13 protein-coding genes and 7 pseudogenes are annotated in these 21688 nt (G+C 54.1%); 7 read left to right on the top strand and 13 right to left on the bottom strand.

Features of this window, described 5'->3' with window-relative positions:
- Nucleotides 1-53: 53 nt before the first annotated feature.
- A complete protein-coding gene (locus AVCG78_RS26650; RefSeq protein WP_158212759.1) occupies nt 54-500 on the top strand; it encodes a helix-turn-helix domain-containing protein in 447 nt (148 codons plus the stop codon).
- A pseudogene (locus AVCG78_RS26645) lies at nt 466-669 on the top strand (transposase); the annotation flags it as partial. The gene AVCG78_RS26650 and the pseudogene AVCG78_RS26645, both read left to right, overlap by 35 nt.
- On the opposite strand, the pseudogene AVCG78_RS26640 reads toward AVCG78_RS26645, so the two are convergent.
- Both AVCG78_RS26640 and AVCG78_RS26635 read right to left on the bottom strand, forming a co-directional pair.
- Nucleotides 668-1081, bottom strand: a pseudogene (locus AVCG78_RS26640) (transposase); the annotation flags it as partial. The pseudogenes AVCG78_RS26645 and AVCG78_RS26640 overlap by 2 nt on opposite strands.
- On the bottom strand, nt 1060-1449 hold the full coding sequence (locus AVCG78_RS26635; protein ID WP_041699590.1) for an IS5/IS1182 family transposase: 390 nt from the start codon (nt 1447-1449) through the stop codon (nt 1060-1062). The gene AVCG78_RS26635 and the pseudogene AVCG78_RS26640, both read right to left, overlap by 22 nt.
- Before the next feature lie 162 nt (nt 1450-1611).
- Between AVCG78_RS26635 and AVCG78_RS26630 the strand changes: the two are divergent.
- Nucleotides 1612-2711, top strand: a pseudogene (locus tag AVCG78_RS26630) (IS630 family transposase).
- On the opposite strand, the gene repC reads toward AVCG78_RS26630, so the two are convergent.
- The 4 genes and pseudogenes from repC to AVCG78_RS26610 form a co-directional block, all read right to left on the bottom strand.
- Entirely contained in the window at nt 2708-4015 is a 1308-nt protein-coding gene (repC, locus tag AVCG78_RS26625; RefSeq protein WP_241868989.1) for a plasmid replication protein RepC, read from the bottom strand. The pseudogene AVCG78_RS26630 and the gene repC sit on opposite strands and share 4 nt — an antisense overlap.
- 199 nt (nt 4016-4214) lie before the next feature.
- Nucleotides 4215-5252 carry a plasmid partitioning protein RepB gene (gene repB, locus AVCG78_RS26620; protein ID WP_012649014.1) on the bottom strand — a complete coding sequence of 346 codons (1038 nt, stop codon included), beginning with the start codon at nt 5250-5252 and terminating at the stop codon, nt 4215-4217.
- A complete protein-coding gene (repA, locus tag AVCG78_RS26615; protein ID WP_012649013.1) occupies nt 5249-6460 on the bottom strand; it encodes a plasmid partitioning protein RepA in 1212 nt (403 codons plus the stop codon). The genes repB and repA overlap by 4 nt, the downstream gene beginning before the upstream one ends.
- Nucleotides 6461-6870: 410 nt before the next feature.
- Nucleotides 6871-7970, bottom strand: a pseudogene (locus AVCG78_RS26610) (IS630 family transposase).
- A gap of 865 nt (nt 7971-8835) precedes the next feature.
- Here AVCG78_RS26610 and AVCG78_RS26605 point away from each other — a divergent pair.
- The gene (locus AVCG78_RS26605) at nt 8836-9972 is read left to right on the top strand and encodes an NAD/NADP octopine/nopaline dehydrogenase family protein (RefSeq protein ID WP_012649012.1); all 1137 of its coding nucleotides are present in this window, start codon (nt 8836-8838) and stop codon (nt 9970-9972) included.
- Nucleotides 9973-10262: 290 nt separating this feature from the next.
- Here the strand turns inward: AVCG78_RS26605 and AVCG78_RS26600 are convergent, their stop codons facing one another.
- The gene (locus AVCG78_RS26600) at nt 10263-11030 is read right to left on the bottom strand and encodes a RolB family protein (RefSeq protein ID WP_139191439.1); all 768 of its coding nucleotides are present in this window, start codon (nt 11028-11030) and stop codon (nt 10263-10265) included.
- 566 nt (nt 11031-11596) lie between these two features.
- On the opposite strand from AVCG78_RS26600, the pseudogene AVCG78_RS26595 reads away from it, so the two are divergent.
- The 3 pseudogenes from AVCG78_RS26595 to AVCG78_RS26585 all read left to right on the top strand — a co-directional run.
- Nucleotides 11597-12043 (top strand): annotated as a pseudogene (locus tag AVCG78_RS26595) (IS701 family transposase); the annotation flags it as partial.
- Nucleotides 12036-12859: pseudogene (locus AVCG78_RS26590) on the top strand (IS630 family transposase); the annotation flags it as partial. The pseudogenes AVCG78_RS26595 and AVCG78_RS26590, both read left to right, overlap by 8 nt.
- A gap of 59 nt (nt 12860-12918) precedes the next feature.
- Nucleotides 12919-13355 (top strand): annotated as a pseudogene (locus AVCG78_RS26585) (IS5 family transposase); the annotation flags it as partial.
- A 371-nt stretch (nt 13356-13726) separates the two neighbouring features.
- Here the strand turns inward: AVCG78_RS26585 and AVCG78_RS26580 are convergent.
- From AVCG78_RS26580 to AVCG78_RS26555, 6 genes are all read right to left on the bottom strand, one after another.
- Nucleotides 13727-15157, bottom strand: coding sequence for an aldehyde dehydrogenase family protein (locus tag AVCG78_RS26580; RefSeq protein ID WP_139191475.1), 1431 nt, complete (start codon nt 15155-15157; stop codon nt 13727-13729).
- A gap of 159 nt (nt 15158-15316) precedes the next feature.
- Entirely contained in the window at nt 15317-16429 is a 1113-nt protein-coding gene (locus AVCG78_RS26575; RefSeq protein WP_139191476.1) for an alcohol dehydrogenase, read from the bottom strand.
- Nucleotides 16430-16660: 231 nt separating this feature from the next.
- Nucleotides 16661-17992 carry an MmgE/PrpD family protein gene (locus tag AVCG78_RS26570; RefSeq protein WP_012649008.1) on the bottom strand — a complete coding sequence of 444 codons (1332 nt, stop codon included), beginning with the start codon at nt 17990-17992 and terminating at the stop codon, nt 16661-16663.
- Nucleotides 17993-18000: 8 nt separating this feature from the next.
- Entirely contained in the window at nt 18001-19791 is a 1791-nt protein-coding gene (locus tag AVCG78_RS26565) for an ABC transporter ATP-binding protein (RefSeq protein ID WP_012649007.1), read from the bottom strand.
- Nucleotides 19791-20672, bottom strand: a complete 882-nt coding sequence (locus AVCG78_RS26560; RefSeq protein ID WP_012649006.1) for an ABC transporter permease — start codon at nt 20670-20672, stop codon at nt 19791-19793. Before AVCG78_RS26560 ends, AVCG78_RS26565 begins: the two co-directional genes overlap by 1 nt.
- Nucleotides 20669-21610, bottom strand: a complete 942-nt coding sequence (locus tag AVCG78_RS26555) for an ABC transporter permease (protein WP_012649005.1) — start codon at nt 21608-21610, stop codon at nt 20669-20671. The genes AVCG78_RS26560 and AVCG78_RS26555 overlap by 4 nt, the downstream gene beginning before the upstream one ends.
- Between the last annotated feature and the right edge of the window lie 78 nt (nt 21611-21688).

Below are 21688 nucleotides of genomic sequence, written 5' to 3'. Positions count from 1 at the left end.
GGATTCCGTTTTGAGACAAATCATGCTTCAACATGGCGGAAGGAGATTTCGCGATGGGAACGGCACTCGATATCCGTCGGGACTACACGGCTGAAGACCTGCGTCAGCTTGCCAGAAAGAGCCGGGACACGGACTGGTCCCGGCGATTGCTTGCTTTGTCAGTGATCTACGAAGGCGGCTCGCGGAGCCAAGCCGCCTCTATGGGCGGGGTCGGTTTGCAAATCGTCCGCGATTGGGTCGAGCGCTTCAATCAACACGGTCCAGACGGCCTGAAGACCAGAAAGGCCAAGGGCCGTGAGCCGCTGTTGAACGACAAGCAGCGCAAAGCGCTCATTGAGATCGTCGAGAAAGGTCCCGTTCCCTATCTCGATGGTGCCGTGCGCTGGAGACTTGTCGATCTGGTGCAATGGCTTTGTGAACCGCCCCGTGTTTACCGGAGGCTCCAACTCGTGAGAAAGTGGAGCCATGACAAGCAAGACAACAAACAAATTTTCATCTGAAGTTCGGGCCCGAGCGGTGCGGCTTGTTTTGGACCATGAAGCCGAACATCCGTCCCGTTGGGCCGCGATCTCATCGATAGCGGCCAAAATAGGCTGTGCGCCGCATACACTCCATGAGTGGGTCAAAAAGGCTGAGGTGGATACTGGTAAACACGGCGCAGTTCAATCTAGGCAGTGTGGACGGATTTGATCAAGATGAAGCCTGCGGCGATTGCGACGATGGAGGAGAAATTTTGTTTGGTCTTCTCGCATCGTAGCGCAACGCGCTTGAAGGGCTTGAGTTTTCCGGCTGCTTGCTCGATGCGGGCGCGACCTTTGTAGAGCGCTTTGGGAAAGAACGTCGGCTTTGATTTTGCCGTTGAACGATAAGGAATGACGGGAACCGCACCCCGCCTTCTTGCGGCCTGGCGGTTAGCCTTGCTGTCATAGCCCTTGTCGCCCATGGCGGCGCGGGGATCTACATCGGGGCCAAGGCCAAGCAGGATTGGAAAGTGCGGAGCGTCACCTTTCTCGCCCCCGGTCAGATCAAAGGCGATGGGATGTCCGTCGAAATCGGTCTTCAGGTGGATTTTGGTCGAGAAGCCGCCTTGCGAGCGGCCAAGCGCTTGGCCATATTGCCCCCTTTTGCTCCTGCTGCCGAAACATGCGCGCGCACCACGGTGCTGTCGAACATCTGAACCAGATCGGCCGACGTGCTCAGGCTGCCAAGGTGCTCGAAGAAAATCTCAAAAACACCCGCCTTGCTCAATCGGGAAAAGCGCTTCCAGACACTGTTCCAATGTCCATAGCGCTCCGGCAGACCGCGCCAGGTGATATTGTTGACGGAGAAATAGTGCAGGGCCTCCAAAAACAGCCGGTCATCTCGACCCTTGTCGCCCCGCCGCGGAAGCGAGGCGCGGAAAACCTCAAGTGCGACCGCCCAGTCCGCTTCTGTCATCTTCGTCAGCATCGCCGATCTCCTCTGAAACCGGCAACCCATGAATCATTCAAATACGGATTTGGGAATCGCAGAAATTAAACTTGCGGCAATCCGTCCACACCGCCTATTAACGTGGAACTAAAGTAGGCATCATTTTATTTTGCTTCTGTTGTAACAGCGGGAGTTTGATTGATGGTCGGCAGGCAAGCGGGCTTTGTCGCTCTGAGCGACGAGGATAGAAATTTTCTTGAGTCTCAGGTGCGTCGGCACAAGGCGCCGCGCTCGCTGTCGGATCGATGCCGGATAGTTTTGCTGTGCGCGCAGGGCTTGCGGAGCAAAGATGTTGCCGAACGCCTTGGCGTCCACGAGCACACGGTTGGCAAGTGGCGCCGCAGGTGCGTGCAGGGTGGCATTGACGGGCTGACCGACGAATATCGCGCAGGTCGGCCACGAACCGTCTCTGACGCCCAGGTAGCTGAGGTCGTCGAACGGACATTGAACACCACCCCGAAGGATGCCACGCACTGGTCTATCCGTTTGATGGCAGCCGACCGCGGGCTGTCGCACACCACCATCCGTCGGATATGGACCGCGTTTGGTTTGCAGCCGCATCGTTCGGAGACATTCAAGCTGTCTTCCGATCCCCTGTTCGTTGATAAGGTGCAAGACATAGTCGGCCTTTACATGTCGCCACCTGATCGGGCAGTCGTGCTATGCGTGGATGAGAAATCGCAAATCCAGGCACTGGATCGCGAGCAGCCGGTTCTGCCCATGGCGCCGGGCATCGCCGAGCAGCGGCGCACCCATACCTATGTCCGCAACGGCACGACATCCCTGTTCGCCGCGCTCGACGTTGCGACTGGCGCGGTAATCGGCCAGTGCTACAAACGTCACAGGGCGACCGAATTTCTCGACTTCTTGAAGCGGATTGACGCCGAGATGCCCAAGGGGCCGGACGTGCATTTGGTGATGGACAACTATGCGACCCACAAGACGCCGAGGATCAAGGCCTGGCTCGCACGCCGCCCGCATTGGCATGTTCACTTCACGCCAACGTCAGCCTCCTGGATCAATCAAGTCGAGCGGTGGTTTGCAGAGCTGATGCGCAAGCAATTGCAACGCGGTGTCATCGTTCCACCGCCGAACTGGAAGCCGACATCGACGCGTTTATCGCAACGCACAACGAGAATCCCAAGCCATACAGATGGGTGAAATCCGCCGGCCAAATCCTCGCCTCCGTCAAGCGATTCTGCCAAAAAACAATGAGCCGAACTTCAGATTCCGGTGACTAGGGATTACCATACCCGCGGTCGGCAAGCCCAAAAAGACTGCGCTCCAAATTCAGTCGACCATCAATGGCTCGATCAATCATTGCTCGGAAATAGCCGCCAGGTTTAGAAATCTGCTCAGGGTCACGAATTGACTTTTCAAGTACTGTCGCCAAGATCGCCGCGGCAGCGTAAGGGCCAACTTTCTTCTGACCATCAGCCCAGCCCGCTTCGGACAGACCTATCATCCGGCGAAGCCTCTCCCCAGATCGACCGAGTGCAGACCAGCTGTCAAACTGCTGTGCAATCATCGCCTGGGCCCCTGGACAGGCTGCCTGGAGGAGCCCCACAGACACGGAGCCCAAAACCTCACCCTGGACTGTGTCTGCATCACGATCCTCGCCGTCAGTCTTATCTTGCATCGCAACCGTGGCATTCGTAGGATTTTTTTCAAAAGCCCCTTCGGCCGCGTAGCGGCCGTTTTCTTGAAAAATGCCCCGCTCGTTAGAGCGGGTCGGCATTTTATTACTTTCAGAGAGAGATTCTGGGTTTGTATCGATATCTGGAGTGACGCCGGTGTCACCCTCGCATGTCATATCGAACGGAACGTATTCTGGGGCCAGCCTAGCTAACGTCTGTAGGTGTAGTTGCCTTATCCGCTCCGCCCGCTCAATAACGCCGTCGCTATCCCCCAATATCGCCTGGAGTTCCAATTTTTCAGTCGTGACACCTGATGGATTACAGGTGCAAAGGTCTTCGATTGCACGTGACAACCGGCTGATGTCGCGCTTGGCTGCCAGTTCGATGTTCAGTCGTTGTTGGTACTGATCAACGGCCTGCTTTAGTTCGTCAGCCCTCACTCGGGCTGGTGTGAAATCGATTCCAAAGCCGGCCATCACCTCACCAGCTTTATTGCGGTATACAAACCGTCGGCCCGTTGAGCTGTCTCGATAAGCCGCGATACCAGCTTCAACTAGCCGTCGGATACATCTATTTACCGTGCGTTCTGAACGCATTATATATTCCGCCAGCTTCGCATTCGATATCGCCACAATCGGACGACCAGAGCCCCTCCAGTCATCGGCCCGAGAAAGGCCAAGAAGGATATCCATGACGTGATAGGTGGGGCCGTCGATGCCTAAAATTGGAGCTGCCTTCTTCAAAAGCAGCGCTATTTCGGACTTGGTTGTATCAGGAACATTGTTTGCCATTGCAAGACGCGCGCTTGCAGCAATTCCGGGAGTGACGCGTCGAAATGACGCGACTGACGATAATTCAGTCATGGCTATCCTGCTGCGGATCACAAGATCGCAGTCCCAATCAATCAATTTTCAGGAAGCCCACGGATCGCTACGCGCAAAAATCCGTCCCTGGCAGTTACAGAGACTTGATTAACACCCTCGTCCGTCTTATAATCTGTTCGCTATAGCTGATGTTGATGGTGCATAGACGCTCCGTTGGCCGCTAGTTCAAGGGTCTATCGATTGCAGTCGATGGGCCCTTTCCGGTTCTGGCGACTAGTTCATTCTAAAACCTTTCGTTGTCCCATTGAAACTCTTCAAAAAGATCGGGTAGCCGTTGCAGCAGCCAGTCCGAAAGCCCGGGAAAGCGATTGTCAGGAATTGAAATATGTGTCGGCTTATCGGTTTGTTTTGCTACAATGATAATACCATCGTCCAGCGACACTTCGACCAAGTCTGGCCCGCATTTAGTAGAACGATTGAAGGCAGTCATGATCAATGCGAACCGCCGGGCGCTTCCGATTTTCTCCCATGCAGGAGAGGCAGTGACATCTGCGAGGATTTTCTTCCGCCGAGCGCTCAGATTTCGATTATTAATGAAAGCCCCCAGCTTTTCCCATTTTGGACGCCCCATGGAGGGCGGCGATCCCATCGGCCGGATGAGCTCTTCAGGAATCAGCGCAGCCGTATTTATAAGGATCGAGATATAGGCGCGGCGCTGGCCCTGATTGCGACCTAGCGCGTCTGATATCAGCTCCCGCGAGTATTTCCGCTCTTTTAGGTTCAAGGCAAATAGCGCCTGCTCATTGAAAGATAGATTGAGACGCTCCGAGTTCTCGATCCCTTGTGAAACAACGGGTTCCTCGTCGCTCAACTCACGTACGATCGCCTTGGCGGAACGCTTCAATATCTGGCACGCGGGGAGGCGTCGGTGGCCGTAGGCAGCTCGATAGTGAGCCAGCTTCCCCGCCAAGGGACGCACGAGAATGGGAAGCTTCTGTCCAGCCTCTTTGATACCTTCGACGAACGTATGAAAGCTCTCATCGCCTTCGATGTCCAAGCGATTATTAATGAACGATGGAGCGACGCGATCAGGGTCGAGTTCAACGGCTGATCCTGATGAAAGCAACTGATTATGAAGACGCCTATTCTCATCTTCGATTGAAACGAACGCACGATCCATTGACTTGACGACCGCCGAGCCAACACGCAGCTTTTCCTGCCCGAAACGTAAGGGCGACGATTGTTTCGCGAGACCGTCAGTATCGATGTGCCCGAACAAGCTGTTCATCTGCTGGCTTCGTTCCTCGGGATTGACCATCATCTACCCCACACGTTCTTAACATAGAGGAAGATTTCTCGGTTGACCGAATCTACCGACTCGAGTGCACGGGAAAGTGTATCGCGCCCAACGCTTCCTCTCGACAATTCATAAAGACTTTTCTTTTCGAGGCCCGCGATCGCGATCGCGGTGGTTTCAACGACAACGGGGGCCAAAACATCTTCTTTGAAAAGGGATCGCAACAAAGTGACGACATTAACTTGAGGACCGTCGTTTGGGTTATGTCGCGTGATCAAGTAGCGAATGAAATCGTGACTGAGCGTGCCGCCACGTGCCTCGATCACGCCCATGAGATCGCTCATCGTAGCCAGAAACTGGTTCATACTCGCGACGTCGATCATCGCCGGATGAATGGTGATAAGAAGCGCCGTGGCAGCGCATAGGGCGCCAAGAGTAAGATAACCCAGCTGAGGTGGGGCGTCGATAAGTACTATGTCGTAGTCAGCCTCAACTTCACTGATGACCGCAGACAACCTGCGAAAGAAAATCTCTTCTCCCCGTCCGTAGCCGTCTGCAATCGCCTGCGGAGTTTCGTGTTCATACTCCATAAGTTCCAGGTTCGCCGGGATCAAATCAATCCCGGCGAAATAGGTCTTTCGGATCACATCTTGGACAGCCTTGCGACGTCGATCATAGCGAATTCCTGCATAGACGGTCTCGTTCTGGTCAACGTCGAACTCCGGCTGGTATCCAAATATTGCTGACAGTGATGCTTGCGTATCGAGGTCGATCGCAAGAACCCGGAGCCCCTGGATTGCCAAATAATGCGCCAAATGGACCGTTGTCGTCGTTTTTGCTGAGCCTCCCTTAAAGTTTGCAACAGCAATGACCTGTAATTTTTCACCGTCTCGGCGGCGTGGGAAAAACTCAAGTGCTTCATTCGGGCGCTTTTGAGCGAGATGCTGGCGTATCTGATTTACTTGGTGAAGCGTATAAATTCGTCGCCCATTATCCCGGCGATCGGGTATTGCGCTCTCTCCATCGAGCGACATCTGACGAAGTGTTGATTCCGCAATCCCCAGCAGCATCGCGGCTTCGCGCGACGTGAAGGTCTTCAGAGTCTTTGCTGCTACGGGTTCGTAGAGGCGCTCGCGAATCGACCTCAGCTGTGCAGACAACAATCGAGACTGCCGGCTGATTTTTGCCGCCGATGATTCTGCGGGTTCGACTTGCTGCTGGCTCGCTATCATTTTTCCTCACGACGGATTTTTCGTGATCGTCAGTGATTTTCCGTCGATCGACAGTTGACCGGTCATAGTTTTGCGTCAAACGTTACTTCGTTAACCCAATGTTACGAGCCGGAAGAAAACCCTTTCAAGGGAAGTCAGTTTTTACTAGTAAATCCATCGGTTTATCCGCTTAAAATCAAGCTAATTGTTCGTATTTTGTTCTACTGGAATTCCTACAGACGTAACACTTCTTGGCTAATCATCATCAGCACGGCCTAAGAGTTTTATTCAACTCCTTTGCCGACTCACGGTGATTTGTGCGTCAAAGCGCGGGTTTAACAAAGTCGCGGACAGTCATAGCGGCGGATACATATCGATTTTCGTGAGCGCAGATCTGTTCATCATAGTCCGCCCATGAATGAGCGCCAACGCTAGTCACCGGAATCTGAAGTTCGGCTCATTGTTTTTTGGCAGAATCGCTTGACGGAGGCGAGGATTTGGCCGGCGGATTTCACCCATCTGTATGGCTTGGGATTCTCGTTGTGCGTTGCGATAAACGCGTCGATGTCGGCTTCCAGTTCGGCGGTGGAACGATGACACCGCGTTGCAATTGCTTGCGCATCAGCTCTGCAAACCACCGCTCGACTTGATTGATCCAGGAGGCTGACGTTGGCGTGAAGTGAACATGCCAATGCGGGCGGCGTGCGAGCCAGGCCTTGATCCTCGGCGTCTTGTGGGTCGCATAGTTGTCCATCACCAAATGCACGTCCGGCCCCTTGGGCATCTCGGCGTCAATCCGCTTCAAGAAGTCGAGAAATTCGGTCGCCCTGTGACGTTTGTAGCACTGGCCGATTACCGCGCCAGTCGCAACGTCGAGCGCGGCGAACAGGGATGTCGTGCCGTTGCGGACATAGGTATGGGTGCGCCGCTGCTCGGCGATGCCCGGCGCCATGGGCAGAACCGGCTGCTCGCGATCCAGTGCCTGGATTTGCGATTTCTCATCCACGCATAGCACGACTGCCCGATCAGGTGGCGACATGTAAAGGCCGACTATGTCTTGCACCTTATCAACGAACAGGGGATCGGAAGACAGCTTGAATGTCTCCGAACGATGCGGCTGCAAACCAAACGCGGTCCATATCCGACGGATGGTGGTGTGCGACAGCCCGCGGTCGGCTGCCATCAAACGGATAGACCAGTGCGTGGCATCCTTCGGGGTGGTGTTCAATGTCCGTTCGACGACCTCAGCTACCTGGGCGTCAGAGACGGTTCGTGGCCGACCTGCGCGATATTCGTCGGTCAGCCCGTCAATGCCACCCTGCACGCACCTGCGGCGCCACTTGCCAACCGTGTGCTCGTGGACGCCAAGGCGTTCGGCAACATCTTTGCTCTGCAAGCCCTGCGCGCACAGCAAAACTATCCGGCATCGATCCGACAGCGAGCGCGGCGCCTTGTGCCGACGCACCTGAGACTCAAGAAAATTTCTATCCTCGTCGCTCAGAGCGACAAAGCCCGCTTGCCTGCCGACCATCAATCAAACTCCCGCTGTTACAACAGAAGCAAAATAAAATGATGCCTACTTTAGTTCCACGTTACTAGCGGCCGCTGACGTTGCCCTGAGTTTTATCCAATTTTAAGTTCGCTCCAACGGTTTTTTGAGGTGACGAACAAACGCTCATTCGAACAATCTATTGAACATGACCAAACAATATATCCTGCCAGTCTGTCATTTTTTACAGATTGATCTAAGTTCGCAAGCCCATTTCATTAGAACTTTTTCTTGACTAACTAATCGATCTTAAGCGCAGCACAAGCTCGCTGCATCTGCGAACGTGAAATACGTTTGCATATTTTTGTATCACCCCCTCCACGTTAGCTAATTTATTTTCACTCCAATATTTCTTTATTTTTTTAAAAATCTAATATATAAATATAATATCACTGCCGATAATGTTACTATTATAACATTTATTTCTAGGCTCACCAATATTGATAAAGTAATCTTAATCGTTATTCTAGGTCAATAATAAAATTGTGATCCGTTTACATATTCAATCCCATGCTTTGAGCTTGATAATCCGCATTTTACGGTGGAGAGCATCTTGTACGACGCGGCATATGATCTAATTGCATTCTGGAAATAACAGCATGAATATTGCTATGCGTAACTTTCGTGCCACTCAAGCGAATGCACTTTATTCGTTACTTTCAAATTATTTAACGAATATTATTAACGTGATACGTGTAAATTTCTTTATCATTGCTTTGATTGCTGTCTGGAGGATGTTGTTTGCTTAAGCCCGAGGGGAAGCGCCTCTATAAATGAGCTTGGAAGAACCTTCTCTCCACTGCAATCAACTAAGCATTACATTGCATTCCAATAAAATACTTAAACAATGGCGTCTGAGCTTTCGGTTGGAGTCATTGGAGGCGGTCACGCTGGAACGGCTTTAGCGGCCTGGTTTTCAAGCCAGAAAATTCAAACAGCCATGTGGGCTCCAGCAAATCATCCTGGTTCATTGCTTTCAATTCGCCAACATGGTGGGATAACCGCCAGCGGCGTGGTCGAAGGTAAGCATGAGATCACTATACACGAGGAATTGGCTGATCTGCTTGCTTCAGCGAAGTTTCTGGTTCTTGCAACCCGAGCTGACGTGCACGAAGCCTTCGTTCAAGATCTCGAAAAGTTCGTCCTGAAAAGGCCATTGCTCGTAATATGCGGGCACGGGTTCACTGTCAATTACGCAGCTCGCTTGATGTGCGAACGAATTCTAGAAACTGACGATTCCCCCGTAACAGCAAAGCTGGTCGGCGGACAGGGGAACGAAGTTCACATCAAAGCGATACTGCCTTCGTTTGGTGTGTCGTGCTATCCAGTGAAACGCGATGGCGGGGGCAATTTAAAACTGCCGAAGTCAGTTAGCGAGACACTGGCAAAGATTTTTGGCTCCTCGATAACCGTTATCTCGCCACTCCACTCGCTTTTTTTCTCTAACTATATAATCCATGCAGTTTCAGCGACGCTCAATATTGGCCGGCTGCGCGATCCAGAAGGCTCGCTTACCGAGCGCGCTGAGCGTTGGCGCATGGAATTGGAATCCCGTGTGGGTGCCGATTATCGATTTTATTTTTATGGCCAAGGCACCAATAGCTACGTGTGTTCTGTGATAGATGCTGCAGACAAGGAGCGTCTTAAAGTTGCAGGCGCTTTGGGGATAACGCTAGATACTGTCCTGGCAGAGTGCAATACTCAGTCAAAGACAGACTATGTGAATATGAGGGAATTCAGTCTGGCACCGTTCCCCTACAACGTCAACTTTGCTTGTCCCGACAACTTGCAGCACCGCTATTTCTCAGAAGAAATCCGTACTCTGGAAATGATATGTTCGATTGCCGAATCGCATCGTGTGAAAATTCCAGTTACGAAAAGCATCATGTTGCTGATAAAGGCTGCAAGAGGCGAAGCTCTACACGCACTTTCACTGCCGTTCGATCCAACTAAACTGTCAATCTTTGGAGCGCGCACCGTCTAGTATCGGACATCCGTTGCAAAAATCCAAAAAATACATATGATGCCATATTTATAAAATTTTAATAAACGGCAGGGCGCTCATGTGAAGCGAATGCCTTTGTATTGTGTGCAACGTTTTCATTTTTATGGTGTGTAATAAATCATACTTATATTGCGTGTGCATTGCTGCAAGGTTCCCATGTTAAATATTTGCGCTTGGTATTCCTGGGAAATAATATAAATTTATTTTCAATACATAACCTTCACACCACAGAGTTACTAGCTTTTTAACAAACACAATTAACAATAAACTCAATTGCTATTAAAGCAAGATAGGAACTTTTTAAGCTTTTTAGTTTTGGGCTCTGCCTCTTCAATTGCTCTTAGGGGACTACGTAGGTTGAACAGACTGTCGTCATTCGGAGAACTGTTGCGAAAGTGAGAGCGGCCGAAAGCAATGATATCGTATTTGACTCTCTCACCATCTGCGTGGAAAAATCCACAATATTCGCCGCTGCTTTGAAGTAAAAAGCTAGGCCCCTTAGTAAACGTCTGGTTTGGCAGAATAGCTACATAGTACTCCACATCAGCATCAGTATTGTATGAAACGAAAGATAAACTATTGTGCAAGCGGAGGATCTCTCGCTTGCATATCTCTTCTCTAAAAGGCGGCATTGTACAAGCTAAGATGTCTTGCCTCCTGGGACGCCAGAGCGTTTGAGTTTTGATGTAGTTAGCAATAAAGTTTCTCGGCCCGTATATATACAGCAAAGCTCTATCAAGTTGGACTTCACGGAATACGTGCCCTTTAGCTGGGCAATCAAGAAGAGGTTTTGTGAAGAACTCACCAGCTACCACTCTCCAGTAGAAGTCTGCTGTGAGCGGTACCGTCCGCGCCCATTCCCTTTGCCGCTCCATCAAATCGAATTCGACGAATTTCCTATATAAGTTGAGGGCGATCTCGATAGCTATCGCCACCTGCTCAGGGCAAAAGACCAAACAAAGATTAGATGGAATAAAAATTGGCCTGTTAAACTCCATGATAAAACGTTGAATATTAATGCCAACCGTTCTGATCAACGCATAAGCTTTAATAAGCGAAAATGCGATAATTGCGTCCGCTGATTGGGCCGCAAATTATGGCTTTAATAAAAGCTTTACATAAAGGAAAAGCATTTTAATAACTTTTAATTTTTATCAACAAATGTGCTTTAGCATAATAATATCAACTTTCCAACGAAACTATAGGAGGCTTTATGAAAAAAATCTGCTCGAACATAATCAAACAATATTTAATTATAATTCAATATTGTTTGATAATATACTAAAAGCACAATAGGTATTTGGCTGGTGATAAAAGTTTAGAGAAACTATTAACAAGTTTCACCTATCAAATCCAAGTCGATTCATTATGGCACAAATGTTTACACACCAATATATCCTGCCAACTTTCAATTACGTTAAACAGCCGTTTGGACTTTTCGCCGGCTGAAATTATTAGAGCGTTTCCGCGGTGTCCAGAATCAGCTGGGATTGAACGAAGCCGCTTGCGGGGCATTTTGAGCGTAGATTTGCTTAGCACTACTTTGGCAGATTCGGGCAAGCCTGGTTTGAGATGATTTGCGCTCTCACTTTTGGGGCGCGATATGGTGGATTGGGATACGGAGCTTTCAGCTTTTCTGCAGCCGTTTCTGGAGAAGCTTGGACACAAGAAACGACGACAGATGTGTCCACTTTATGTGGCGGGGCTTATCGGTCCCGGTGACCGCAAAAGTATGGAGCCGATGGCGGAACGGTTCGCTCCAGGCCAGTACGACCGACTCCATCATTTCATTTCGGATGGCCTTTGGGATGCTGTTCCTCTTGAGACCGAGCTTGCGCTGCAGGCGGACAGGATCGTTGGCGCATCCGATGCGTTTCTGGTGATCGATGACACCGGCCTGCCGAAGAAGGGCGATCACTCGGTCGGAGTCGCGCCGCAATACGCCTCGATGCTGGGCAAGAGAGCAAATTGCCAGACGCTGGTATCGGTGACGCTTGCGCGAGACGAGGTGCCGGTCCCGGTTGGCCTGCGTCTGTTCCTGCCGGATAGCTGAGGTCGTCGAACGGACATTGAACACCACCCCGAAGGATGCCACGCACTGGTCTATCCGTTTGATGGCAGCCGACCGCGGGCTGTCGCACACCACCATCCGTCGGATATGGACCGCGTTTGGTTTGCAGCCGCATCGTTCGGAGACATTCAAGCTGTCTTCCGATCCCCTGTTCGTTGATAAGGTGCAAGACATAGTCGGCCTTTACATGTCGCCACCTGATCGGGCAGTCGTGCTATGCGTGGATGAGAAATCGCAAATCCAGGCACTGGATCGCGAGCAGCCGGTTCTGCCCATGGCGCCGGGCATCGCCGAGCAGCGGCGCACCCATACCTATGTCCGCAACGGCACGACATCCCTGTTCGCCGCGCTCGACGTTGCGACTGGCGCGGTAATCGGCCAGTGCTACAAACGTCACAGGGCGACCGAATTTCTCGACTTCTTGAAGCGGATTGACGCCGAGATGCCCAAGGGGCCGGACGTGCATTTGGTGATGGACAACTATGCGACCCACAAGACGCCGAGGATCAAGGCCTGGCTCGCACGCCGCCCGCATTGGCATGTTCACTTCACGCCAACGTCAGCCTCCTGGATCAATCAAGTCGAGCGGTGGTTTGCAGAGCTGATGCGCAAGCAATTGCAACGCGGTGTCATCGTTCCACCGCCGAACTGGAAGCCGACATCGACGCGTTTATCGCAACGCACAACGAGAATCCCAAGCCATACAGATGGGTGAAATCCGCCGGCCAAATCCTCGCCTCCGTCAAGCGATTCTGCCAAAAAACAATGAGCCGAACTTCAGATTCCGGTGACTAGGGTCAGGACCTATTAATTTGGATTGAGATGTGGTTCACAGTTTCCGGAAGGAGACCGTGATGAGTGATTTGTCTTTGCTGAGCGAAAGCCAGATGGCTCGTATTGCACCACATTTCCCGCCGGCACATGGTGTTCCCCGCGTCGATGATCGTCGTGTCGTCAGCGGGATTGTCTACGTTATCAAGGGCTTGCAGTGGAAGGACCCGCCGAAGGACTACGGGCCGCACAAGACACTCTATAACCGTTTCATCCGCTGGAGCCGCCTCGGCGTGTTCGAGCGCATCATGATCGACGCCACACACCTGAAAGCACATCGCACGGCAGCGAGCTTGCTCAAAAAGGGGATGTTCCCCGTCGTATCGGGCGGACCAAAGGCGGACTGAACTCCAAACTGCACACCGTCTGCGATGGTGAGGGACGCCCGATCATCATGCTGCTCAGCGAAGGTCAGATGAGCGACCACAAGGGCGCGCGTCTCGTTCTGGATGCCTTGCCACCAGACAGGCGAGAGCGCTTGTGTCGAATTCTCAGGCGAACGTGTCATGGTAAGAGCCTTATTCGTCGTCGAGAGACCGAATTCCCGGACGGCTGAGCGGAGATTCTGTCCGCGGGCTTGCTGGCCGAGCTTTAGCAGAGGTGCCCGCTGCACACGCGGCCGCCACAGCCTTAATTCCAATAGGACCATAATTATCAATCAGCTCCGATTGCTCGGACGACGCCTTATCTATCGGTTTCATGAATCGACCTTCCAGTTCGAGCATTGGCAGATGGGGATAGGCGTCTCAGGATCGGACGACATCCTTCCCCGCCTGAAAGGTCTCGCGGTGCGATCTCATTCAGGCGGGGATTTTCAATAAGTGCTCGGGCTCAGCCCGCAACGAGCTTCGTCTCGAGGAATTCCTCGATGCCCCAACGCCCGCCTTCGCGGCCATTGCCGGACTGCTTGTAGCCGCCGAAGGGTGTGCCAGGCGCGCGCGCGGACCCGTTGAGCTGAACCATGCCGGCCCGGACGCTCCTGGCCACGCGCTTGCCTTTCGCGGCGTCTTCCGTGTGAATGTAGGCGGAAAGGCCATACACGGTGTCGTTTGCGAGCTCGATCGCCTCCTCCTCGCTATCGAAAGGTGTGATGGCGAGAACAGGTCCGAACACTTCATCGCGGAATAGCGAATGTTCTGGGGTCACGCCCGCAAATACGGTCGGGCTGACGAAGTATCCGCGTTTGTGGTGCTCGGGCCGGCCGCGACCTCCGGTGATCAGGTTGACGCCTTCGCTAACAGCCTGGTCGATGCAGCTCAGGACCTTGTCGTACTGGACCTTGGAAGAAAGCGGCCCGATATGGGTTCCGGGAAGATCGGCTCTCTCGACGACGATGCCCTCTGCGACTTCGGTGGCGAGCTTCACCGCCCGGTCGTAGACGCTGCGCTCGACCAGCATACGAGTCGAAGCATTGCAGGACTGCCCAGTGTTGTTGAAGCAGAAGTTTGCGGTCCAGCGAACGGCCTTTTCGACGTCAGCGTCAGCGAAGACGATGCTGGGAGACTTCCCGCCGAGTTCGAGCGATACACGCTTGATGCTCGGCGCAGCGGCGTACGAAATCGCGATACCGGCGCGCGTCGAACCTGTGAAGGAGACGACATCGACGTCTGGATGGGCAACCATGGCAGCCCCGGTCACGGCGCCGGTGCCCTGCACGAGGTTGAAAACCCCCTTCGGCAGATTGGCAGCCTCGACGATCTCGGCGAAGATCTGACCGGACACCGGTGATACCTCCGAGGGCTTAAGGACCACAGTGCAACCTGCAGCCAAGGCTGCGCCGACCTTCAGGGTGATCTGATTAAGCGGCCAGTTCCATGGCGTGATCAGCGCTGCCACGCCAACGGCTTCACGCAAAATTTCCTGATTTTCGCTCCCGACGAGAGCGGGCTCGGCAAAATGGAACTCCTGCAGGGCCTTGATGAAGGCGCGCAGATGGTTCGCGCCCGCCCCGATCTGGCTTGTACGAGCGAAATCGATCGGAGCACCCATTTCGGCTGCCAACGCCCTTGCCAGGTCTTCGGTCCGAGCAACGTAAGCCTTGAGAAGCCGACTAAGTGCATCGACACGCATGCTCGCTTCGGAGGCGCTCCATGCCGGCAGAGCGTTTTTCGCGGCCTTCACGGCGCGGTCGACGTCCTCTGCGGACGCAATCTGAAACTCGGCAAATGCTTCTTCGGTGGACGGGTTCACCGCCCAGAACGTATCGCCTCCGGTGGCCGGCTGCCAAGTATTGTCGATATAGATGCTAGGACGAGGTGCCATTGCAGTACCCTTTCGTTTGATTGTAGTGGCCGGCCGTCCCGAAATCAGGGGTAGGCCGTCGATCGTAAAAATTTGGATTCCAGCCTTCCGACCACTCTCCTCTTCGCTCGGATGGCGAAGCATGAAAGAAGCCGCGGGCCGCTGCGTTCGAAGCTGCGGTCAGTTAATCAGTACGATCCGGCCGTCGACCCGGCCCTGCTCAAGACGCGACATCGCTTCATTGACTTGAGCCATAGCCATCCGTGTCAAAGGGATCGGCTTCAGAACGCCCTCTTCAGCCAGTCTGATGACATCTTTGAGGTCTTCCGGCGTTCCAGTGATGCTGCCGATAATCGAAAGCCCGGTCACAGCCAATGTGTAGAGCGGGACGACCAGTTCACCGCCGTAAAGGCCGACCTGGATAGTCCGTCCGCCCTTGCGCAGGATACTTAAGGCCAGCCCGGATGTTTCCGAGTTGTTGACGAAATCGAGCACGGAGCTGACCTTGCCACCATTGATCTCGATAACCCTGGCTGCGGTGTCCTCGTCGGCGAGAACCACGAAATGATCCGCGCCTTCCCCCAACACGAGATCGCGCTTAGCCTCAGATTTATCGAGGACGAGGATCTTGTTATTCGTCAGCGCCCTCAGCATGGCGACGGCTTGCAGGCCGAGCCCGCCCGCACCGATCACGACGACGAGCTCTTCAGGCGCGAGTGGCATTATCTTGCGAATTGCCGACCGTACGGTCAGGCCGGAGCAAGCGTATGTTGCCGCCAAAGCCGGGTCGATGTTGCCGGTCGAGGCGAGGTATTTTGAGTGAGGCACTATAACCTTATCGGCAAAGCCGCCGTGTTGCATGAAGCCAAGGCTACGGCTACCGATTGCACAAATATTGTCGCGACCGTTGAGGCAATCGTTGCATTTCCCGCAGCCAAGCCATGGGTAGACAATTACCTGATCGCCTATCTTCACGCCCTGTGCGTCCGGCCCAAGGGCGGAAACCTTGCCCACGATTTCATGGCCCATGGCAATAGGGGTTTCAGGCTGCGGTCGCTGCAGAACGCCACGGCTTCCGTAGTCAGTCACTCCTTGCCAAGTGTGGAGGTCCGAATGGCAAACTGCGCAGTGCGTCACATCAACGACGACCTGTGTCCCGGTCGCGTCAGGCGTTGCGATCTCGACGGCTTCCAACCTGCTGTGATGTGTTTTGTTCAGCCAGGCCCTCATCTCTTCCTCCGTAGTTTCCTGTGGTGATTGCCGCGTGTCGAACCTGCCGGCCTTCTCATGCAATACCCTTGCCCGACAGAGCGACCGGCCTGCGCAGACGGTTGAGCCAACCGCTCAAGTCGATAAAGCGACCTCACAGGAAGTCGCCTCATCGCCGAAAATTTTCAAAATCCGCCGTCTCGGTGACAAGCGGACAAAGAGAAATGGAGCCATTGAACTGAAAGCCCGAGTCGTGCTTGGTTCTGCGCGCCGATACGTCGCGGTTTGATGTTCACGCGAGTTCCCTCGTTTCCCCTAACTGGAGTGATTGGAAAGTGCGACAAGACTGTCGAACAACGGCTTGAAGCCTCTGACAGGCAATTGATCAAGTGCTGCCAGGATCCGGGCGCGCCGCTCTTCGTCCAGCACCTGCGAACCGAGCTGTTCGAATTTCTCTTTCACCTGCTCGTAGGACATTGGATTGGCAACATCACCAAGCGGGTGGAGAACAGTGAGGACTTCTTCACCATGGCCCTGATCCATGATGACTCGACAAGGTGTTCCTTTGGGAAAGCTTGACGCGAAATCCGGATGGGCCTGCAAAACAGTACGCGCTGATAGCTCAAGAACGGCCTGGTCCGTGAGGTAAACGGGATCGACCGGCTGCAGAGCGCGTCCACCGTGGATCGCTGCAAGGGCACAACTGAAGTGATAGCTATACTGCGCACCTTCCAGGCCCGCAGGGTTACGCTCGTTCGACAGTTTCAGCCCTTCAGCGAATGTCTCGATGCGAAGGCTTACTATAGGAGCACTTGGACGGCGTAGTTCAAGTATGGCGTCGATGGCCGCGTGCATGTAGCGGCAGCATGCGTAGGGCTTCAAATAACAATCTTCGAGCCACCAATGAATGCCGAGATCGCCGGTAAGAACCGCGCGCGTGTAGCGCTTCCCATCATCCAGAAGGTCAAGCGGACCGGTCGCTCCAGCCTGAGCGCGGAAGGCCGCTGTCAGCCCTGTCACGACAGCTGGCGGAATGCATTCCTTGACGGTGTTGCCGTCGGCCTTAGAGACCTCTTCGTTGATACCTATCGGGCCTTCGGCGCCGGCGATCCCAATTGCATTGGCCATCTGGGAAGTGGTCAGTTTCAGGAGACGCCCTGCGCCTACCGCGACACCGAAGTTCACCCAACGACCGCTGATATAAGTGTCGATCGTTTCCGTCGGGCGAGCAGTGGCAACGCGCAATGCGATGTCATAGCCAACCGCAATTGCCTCGAAGATCTCCTCGTCGCTCGCGCCTATCTGTTGTGCGACGGCCAGAACAGCCGGAATAATCCCGGCCCCGGGATGCCCGGCTGCGCCACGGTGACCGTCATCGAGATCGAGAGCACTTGCTGCTGCGGAATTCGCCATAGCAGCACCGACGATAGAGAGGCTTCGATCGGTCAACCAGACATCGGCCGTACCTTGACCATAGGCGGCGTAAGCCGCCTTTCTGGCCGCGATAGCCAGGTCTGAGTTGAATCCCGCCGCACTCGCTGCGAGAAGGTCTGTTATGAGTACCGCGCAAGCTTGCCGTGCGGATTGTGGAAGGCTACCAGCCGGAAGGGTAGCCGCGAAGTTTGCGAGTTCCTGAATAGCGTGCATGAGTGGCATCACCGAGGGCTGAGCAATGGCGCGGTGCGGCGGACGAAATGCCCGTCGCTTTTCATATTCCAAAGCGCTGGTTCCGGTGCGAAACCGATGGGCTTCATCGGGCTGCGTGGTGGCGGCGCCTCGCGCTTTGCCGCCGGTCGATCCAGCCGTTGATCCGGATGGGTAATCGGAATGGCGGAAAGCAAGCGCTGGGTATAGGCATGGCCAGGGCGCCCGATTACGTCATCCCTGCTGCCGATTTCAACCAGTTCACCAAAGTACATAACGGCAACCCGATCACAGATTTTCTCTACGGCGGCCATGTCGTGGCTGATGAACAGATACGAAATGTCGAATTCCTTCTGCAGGTTCATCATAAGCTCGATGATCTGCGCTTTGACGGCAACATCGAGAGCAGAAACAGCTTCGTCGGCGATAATCAGCTTCGGTGCCATTGCGAGCGCCCGCGCGATGCAGATGCGCTGGCGCTGGCCGCCGGAGAATTCATGGGGCAGGCTCTTGGCGCGATCGGGAGAGATACCGACTTTGTCGAGCAGCCACTCCATTTTCTCGGTCAGCGCTTTGCCGGTTGCAATCCCGTGTACTTTCATCGGCTCGATAATCGCCGAGCCAATAGTCTGTCGACTGTCGAGCGACCCAAATGGATCCTGGAAGATCATCTGGACGTCACGGCGCAAGCGCGCCAGACTTTTAGGATTGGAATAGTCGATCACGTTGCCGTCGACCGTGATCGTGCCGCCATGCCGCGATACGAGATCGATGATAGCCTTGCCGATCGTTGACTTCCCGGAGCCCGACTCCCCGACAAGGCCGAGCGTCTCACCCTTACCGATCGCGAACGAGACACCTTCCACAGCATGGACATGGCCCAGTCTGCGGCCAAGCAACCCGCCGGTATGGACAAATCTAACCGAGAGATCACGCACCTCAAGAAGGGGCTTGTCACCTTTGCAGTTGAGCGGAAGGACGTCGAGTTCTGACGCTGCCGCATTTTCGATATCGATTTTACCCGCAATCGAGGGTGCTGCTTCGATCAGAATCCGGGTATATTCGCTTTCCGGCTCGGTGAAGATTTTGTTGACCGAATCTGCTTCGATTTGGTGACCGCCTCGCATGACCAGGACCTGATCGGCGACTTCGGCGACAACGCCCATATCATGCGTGATGAACAAGACGGCGGTCTTCGTGTCCTGCTGTAGATCTTTCAAAAGTTGAAGGATCTGCGCCTGAACGGTAACGTCAAGTGCGGTGGTCGGCTCGTCGGCTATGATCAATGCGGGATCGCAAGCCAGAGCCATGGCAATCATCACGCGCTGGCGCATCCCGCCGGAGAACATGTGCGGATAGTTGTCAATCCGGCGTTCCGGGTCGGGGATACCGACCTTTTTAAGCATTTCCAGAACCGCGTCGCGAAGGCCCCGCCCCTTCAATCCCCGGTGAATCCGGATGGCTTCGGCGATTTGATCTCCGACGCGCTGGACAGGATTGAGTGACGTCATCGGTTCCTGGAAGATCATGCTGATCTTGCCACCCCTGATCTGGCGCATCTCTGCTTCAGGCAGATCGAGCAATTCTTTGCCATTAAGGCGGATCGACCCGCTCACCTTGGCGGTGCCTTCGGGCAGAAGGCCCATAATCGCCAGTGAGGTGACGCTCTTTCCCGATCCGGATTCACCGACAACCGCCAGGGTCGAGCCGGCGGCAATATCGAAGCTGAGATCGTGGACGATCGGCTTGCTGCCGAATGAGATCTTGAGATTTTTGACTGAAAGTACAGCGTGCTCGGACATCAGGAAGCATCCTTCAAACGCGGATCGATGAGATCGCGAAGACCATCGCCCATGAGGTTGAAAGCCAGGACGAGGAGAAGGATGCCAAGGCTAGGAAACAGAGCAAGGTGCGGCGAGCTGAGAATGTTTTCAAAGCCGTCGCGCACCATTCCGCCCCATGTCGGAGCCGGCGGAGCGATTCCAAGGCCGACAAAGGCCAAAGAGGCTTCCGTTCTGACCGCGTTGGCCATCCAGAGAGAAGCCATAACCATAATTTCGGGAAGTATGGCTGGAAGGATATGCCGATAGAGTGTTCGGTTTGAAGAAAAGCCCATCGCGCGGCAGGCTTGCACATATTCGCGGTCGCGCTGGGTAATGACCGCAGCGCGGGCGACGCGGGCAAAGGCCGGGATCGAAGTAAAGGCAATCGCGGCAACGATATTGGTCGTTGTCGCACCCATAAGCGCAACGAGTGCGATGCCCAGAATGAGCGAAGGGAATGCCAGAACGACGTCCATGATTTGCATCAAGACGATGTCGAGACGGCCGCCCCTGAAACCTGCAATCATTCCGATGAACGTGCCAATGACCATGGCAACCACAACGGCCAGGAAGCCGATGATCAGCGAGTAGCGCGCCCCGTAGAGCATGCGGGTCCAGATATCTCGGCCGAATTGGTCGGTACCAAAGATGTGGGCAGCACTCGGCGAAGCGAGCTGGTCGACGATGTTCTGTTTTGCGGGCGGATAAGGCGACAGTTGTGGAGCGAATATCGCACCCAGAACGAGGAGAACGACGATGAGCAAACCTGCCCAGGTGGAGAAGTTGACCCGGCGAATGACGGCTTGGGTCTTTTCGAGCCGGCTCTCGGAGCGCTTTAGCGTTACGTTGGAGCTTGTCATTTGTATTGAACCCTGGGATCGAGGAAGCCATAGGTAAGGTCGGTCGCAAGGTTCACGACAACCACGATAAAGGTGTAGACAACGATCATCCCCTGCAGCAGCGTATAGTCGCGCTGGCTCAGGGCGGTCAGGATCAGTTTTCCAAGGCCTGGCCGGGAGAAGACGATTTCGGTCAGTACCGAGTTACCGATCAGGATGCCCAGATAAAGGCCGACAATTGTCGTGATCGGAACAAGGCAGTTTCCAAGACCATGGCGCCAGATGACGGCGCTGTGGTGCACACCCTTGGCTCGTGCCGTTCTCACGAAGTCCTGACTCAAGACTTCAAGCATCGCCGACCGCGTAACGCGCGTGACATAGGCCATCATGATCAGAGCAAGAGATACGGCAGGCAGCACCATTTGCCAAAGACGGTCGCCGATACCCTCGCCAGTCCCTGCACTAATGACAGGGAACCAGCGGAGCTTAATCGCAAATGCGATCAGCAGTACGATCGCCGATACGAAGCCGGGAAGTGACAAGCCAAGCAGTGAAACGAAGCGGATAATGTAATCCGCGGGTCTGTTTCGATACACGGCTGCCCATACGCCTGCCGGAACACCGAAGACGACGCCGAGCGACAGTCCGGCAAATGTCAGCTCCAATGTATATGGCAACACCGACATGACTTCTTCGGTCACAGGGCGTCCTGAGACCATCGATGTGCCAAGGTCACCCTTGAGCGCATTCAGCAGGAAATGGCCGTACTGAACGAGCAACGGTTGATCGAGCCCAAGTCGCGTACGCATCGCGGCGATGCTCTCGGGGCTGGCCTGATCGCCGAGTATCATCTGAACCGGATCGCCGGGCAGCACTCGGACCATGAGAAAGACGAGCGTCAGAACGCTTATCAAAGTGAAAACGGCAAAGCACATTCGCTTCGCGAGATACAATAACATTAAGACCTGCTCCCCTGACACGCTTTAGGCCTTGGCCTATGCGAGTTCTGATACGCATCTAGCTTCAGCTACTGCGAG

Origin of the sequence: Gillisella vitis, assembly GCF_021559775.1 — a bacterium.
Lineage (GTDB): Bacteria > Pseudomonadota > Alphaproteobacteria > Rhizobiales > Rhizobiaceae > Allorhizobium > Allorhizobium ampelinum.
Note: the sequence above shows the minus strand (reverse complement) of the source record. Positions and strands in the feature narration are given on the sequence as shown.

Bases quoted from the DNA above. Each gene is read 5' to 3' on its own strand.
- AVCG78_RS26650 (WP_158212759.1), top strand. From the start codon at position 54: ATGGGAACGGCACTCGATATCCGTCGGGACTACACGGCTGAAGACCTG.
- AVCG78_RS26635 (WP_041699590.1), bottom strand. From the start codon at position 1,449: ATGCTGACGAAGATGACAGAAGCGGACTGGGCGGTCGCACTTGAGGTT.
- repB (WP_012649014.1), bottom strand. From the start codon at position 5,252: ATGATGGTCAATCCCGAGGAACGAAGCCAGCAGATGAACAGCTTGTTC.
- repA (WP_012649013.1), bottom strand. From the start codon at position 6,460: ATGATAGCGAGCCAGCAGCAAGTCGAACCCGCAGAATCATCGGCGGCA.
- AVCG78_RS26605 (WP_012649012.1), top strand. From the start codon at position 8,836: ATGGCGTCTGAGCTTTCGGTTGGAGTCATTGGAGGCGGTCACGCTGGA.
- AVCG78_RS26580 (WP_139191475.1), bottom strand. From the start codon at position 15,157: ATGGCACCTCGTCCTAGCATCTATATCGACAATACTTGGCAGCCGGCC.
- AVCG78_RS26570 (WP_012649008.1), bottom strand. From the start codon at position 17,992: ATGCACGCTATTCAGGAACTCGCAAACTTCGCGGCTACCCTTCCGGCT.
- AVCG78_RS26565 (WP_012649007.1), bottom strand. From the start codon at position 19,791: ATGTCCGAGCACGCTGTACTTTCAGTCAAAAATCTCAAGATCTCATTC.
- AVCG78_RS26560 (WP_012649006.1), bottom strand. From the start codon at position 20,672: ATGACAAGCTCCAACGTAACGCTAAAGCGCTCCGAGAGCCGGCTCGAA.
- AVCG78_RS26555 (WP_012649005.1), bottom strand. From the start codon at position 21,610: ATGTTATTGTATCTCGCGAAGCGAATGTGCTTTGCCGTTTTCACTTTG.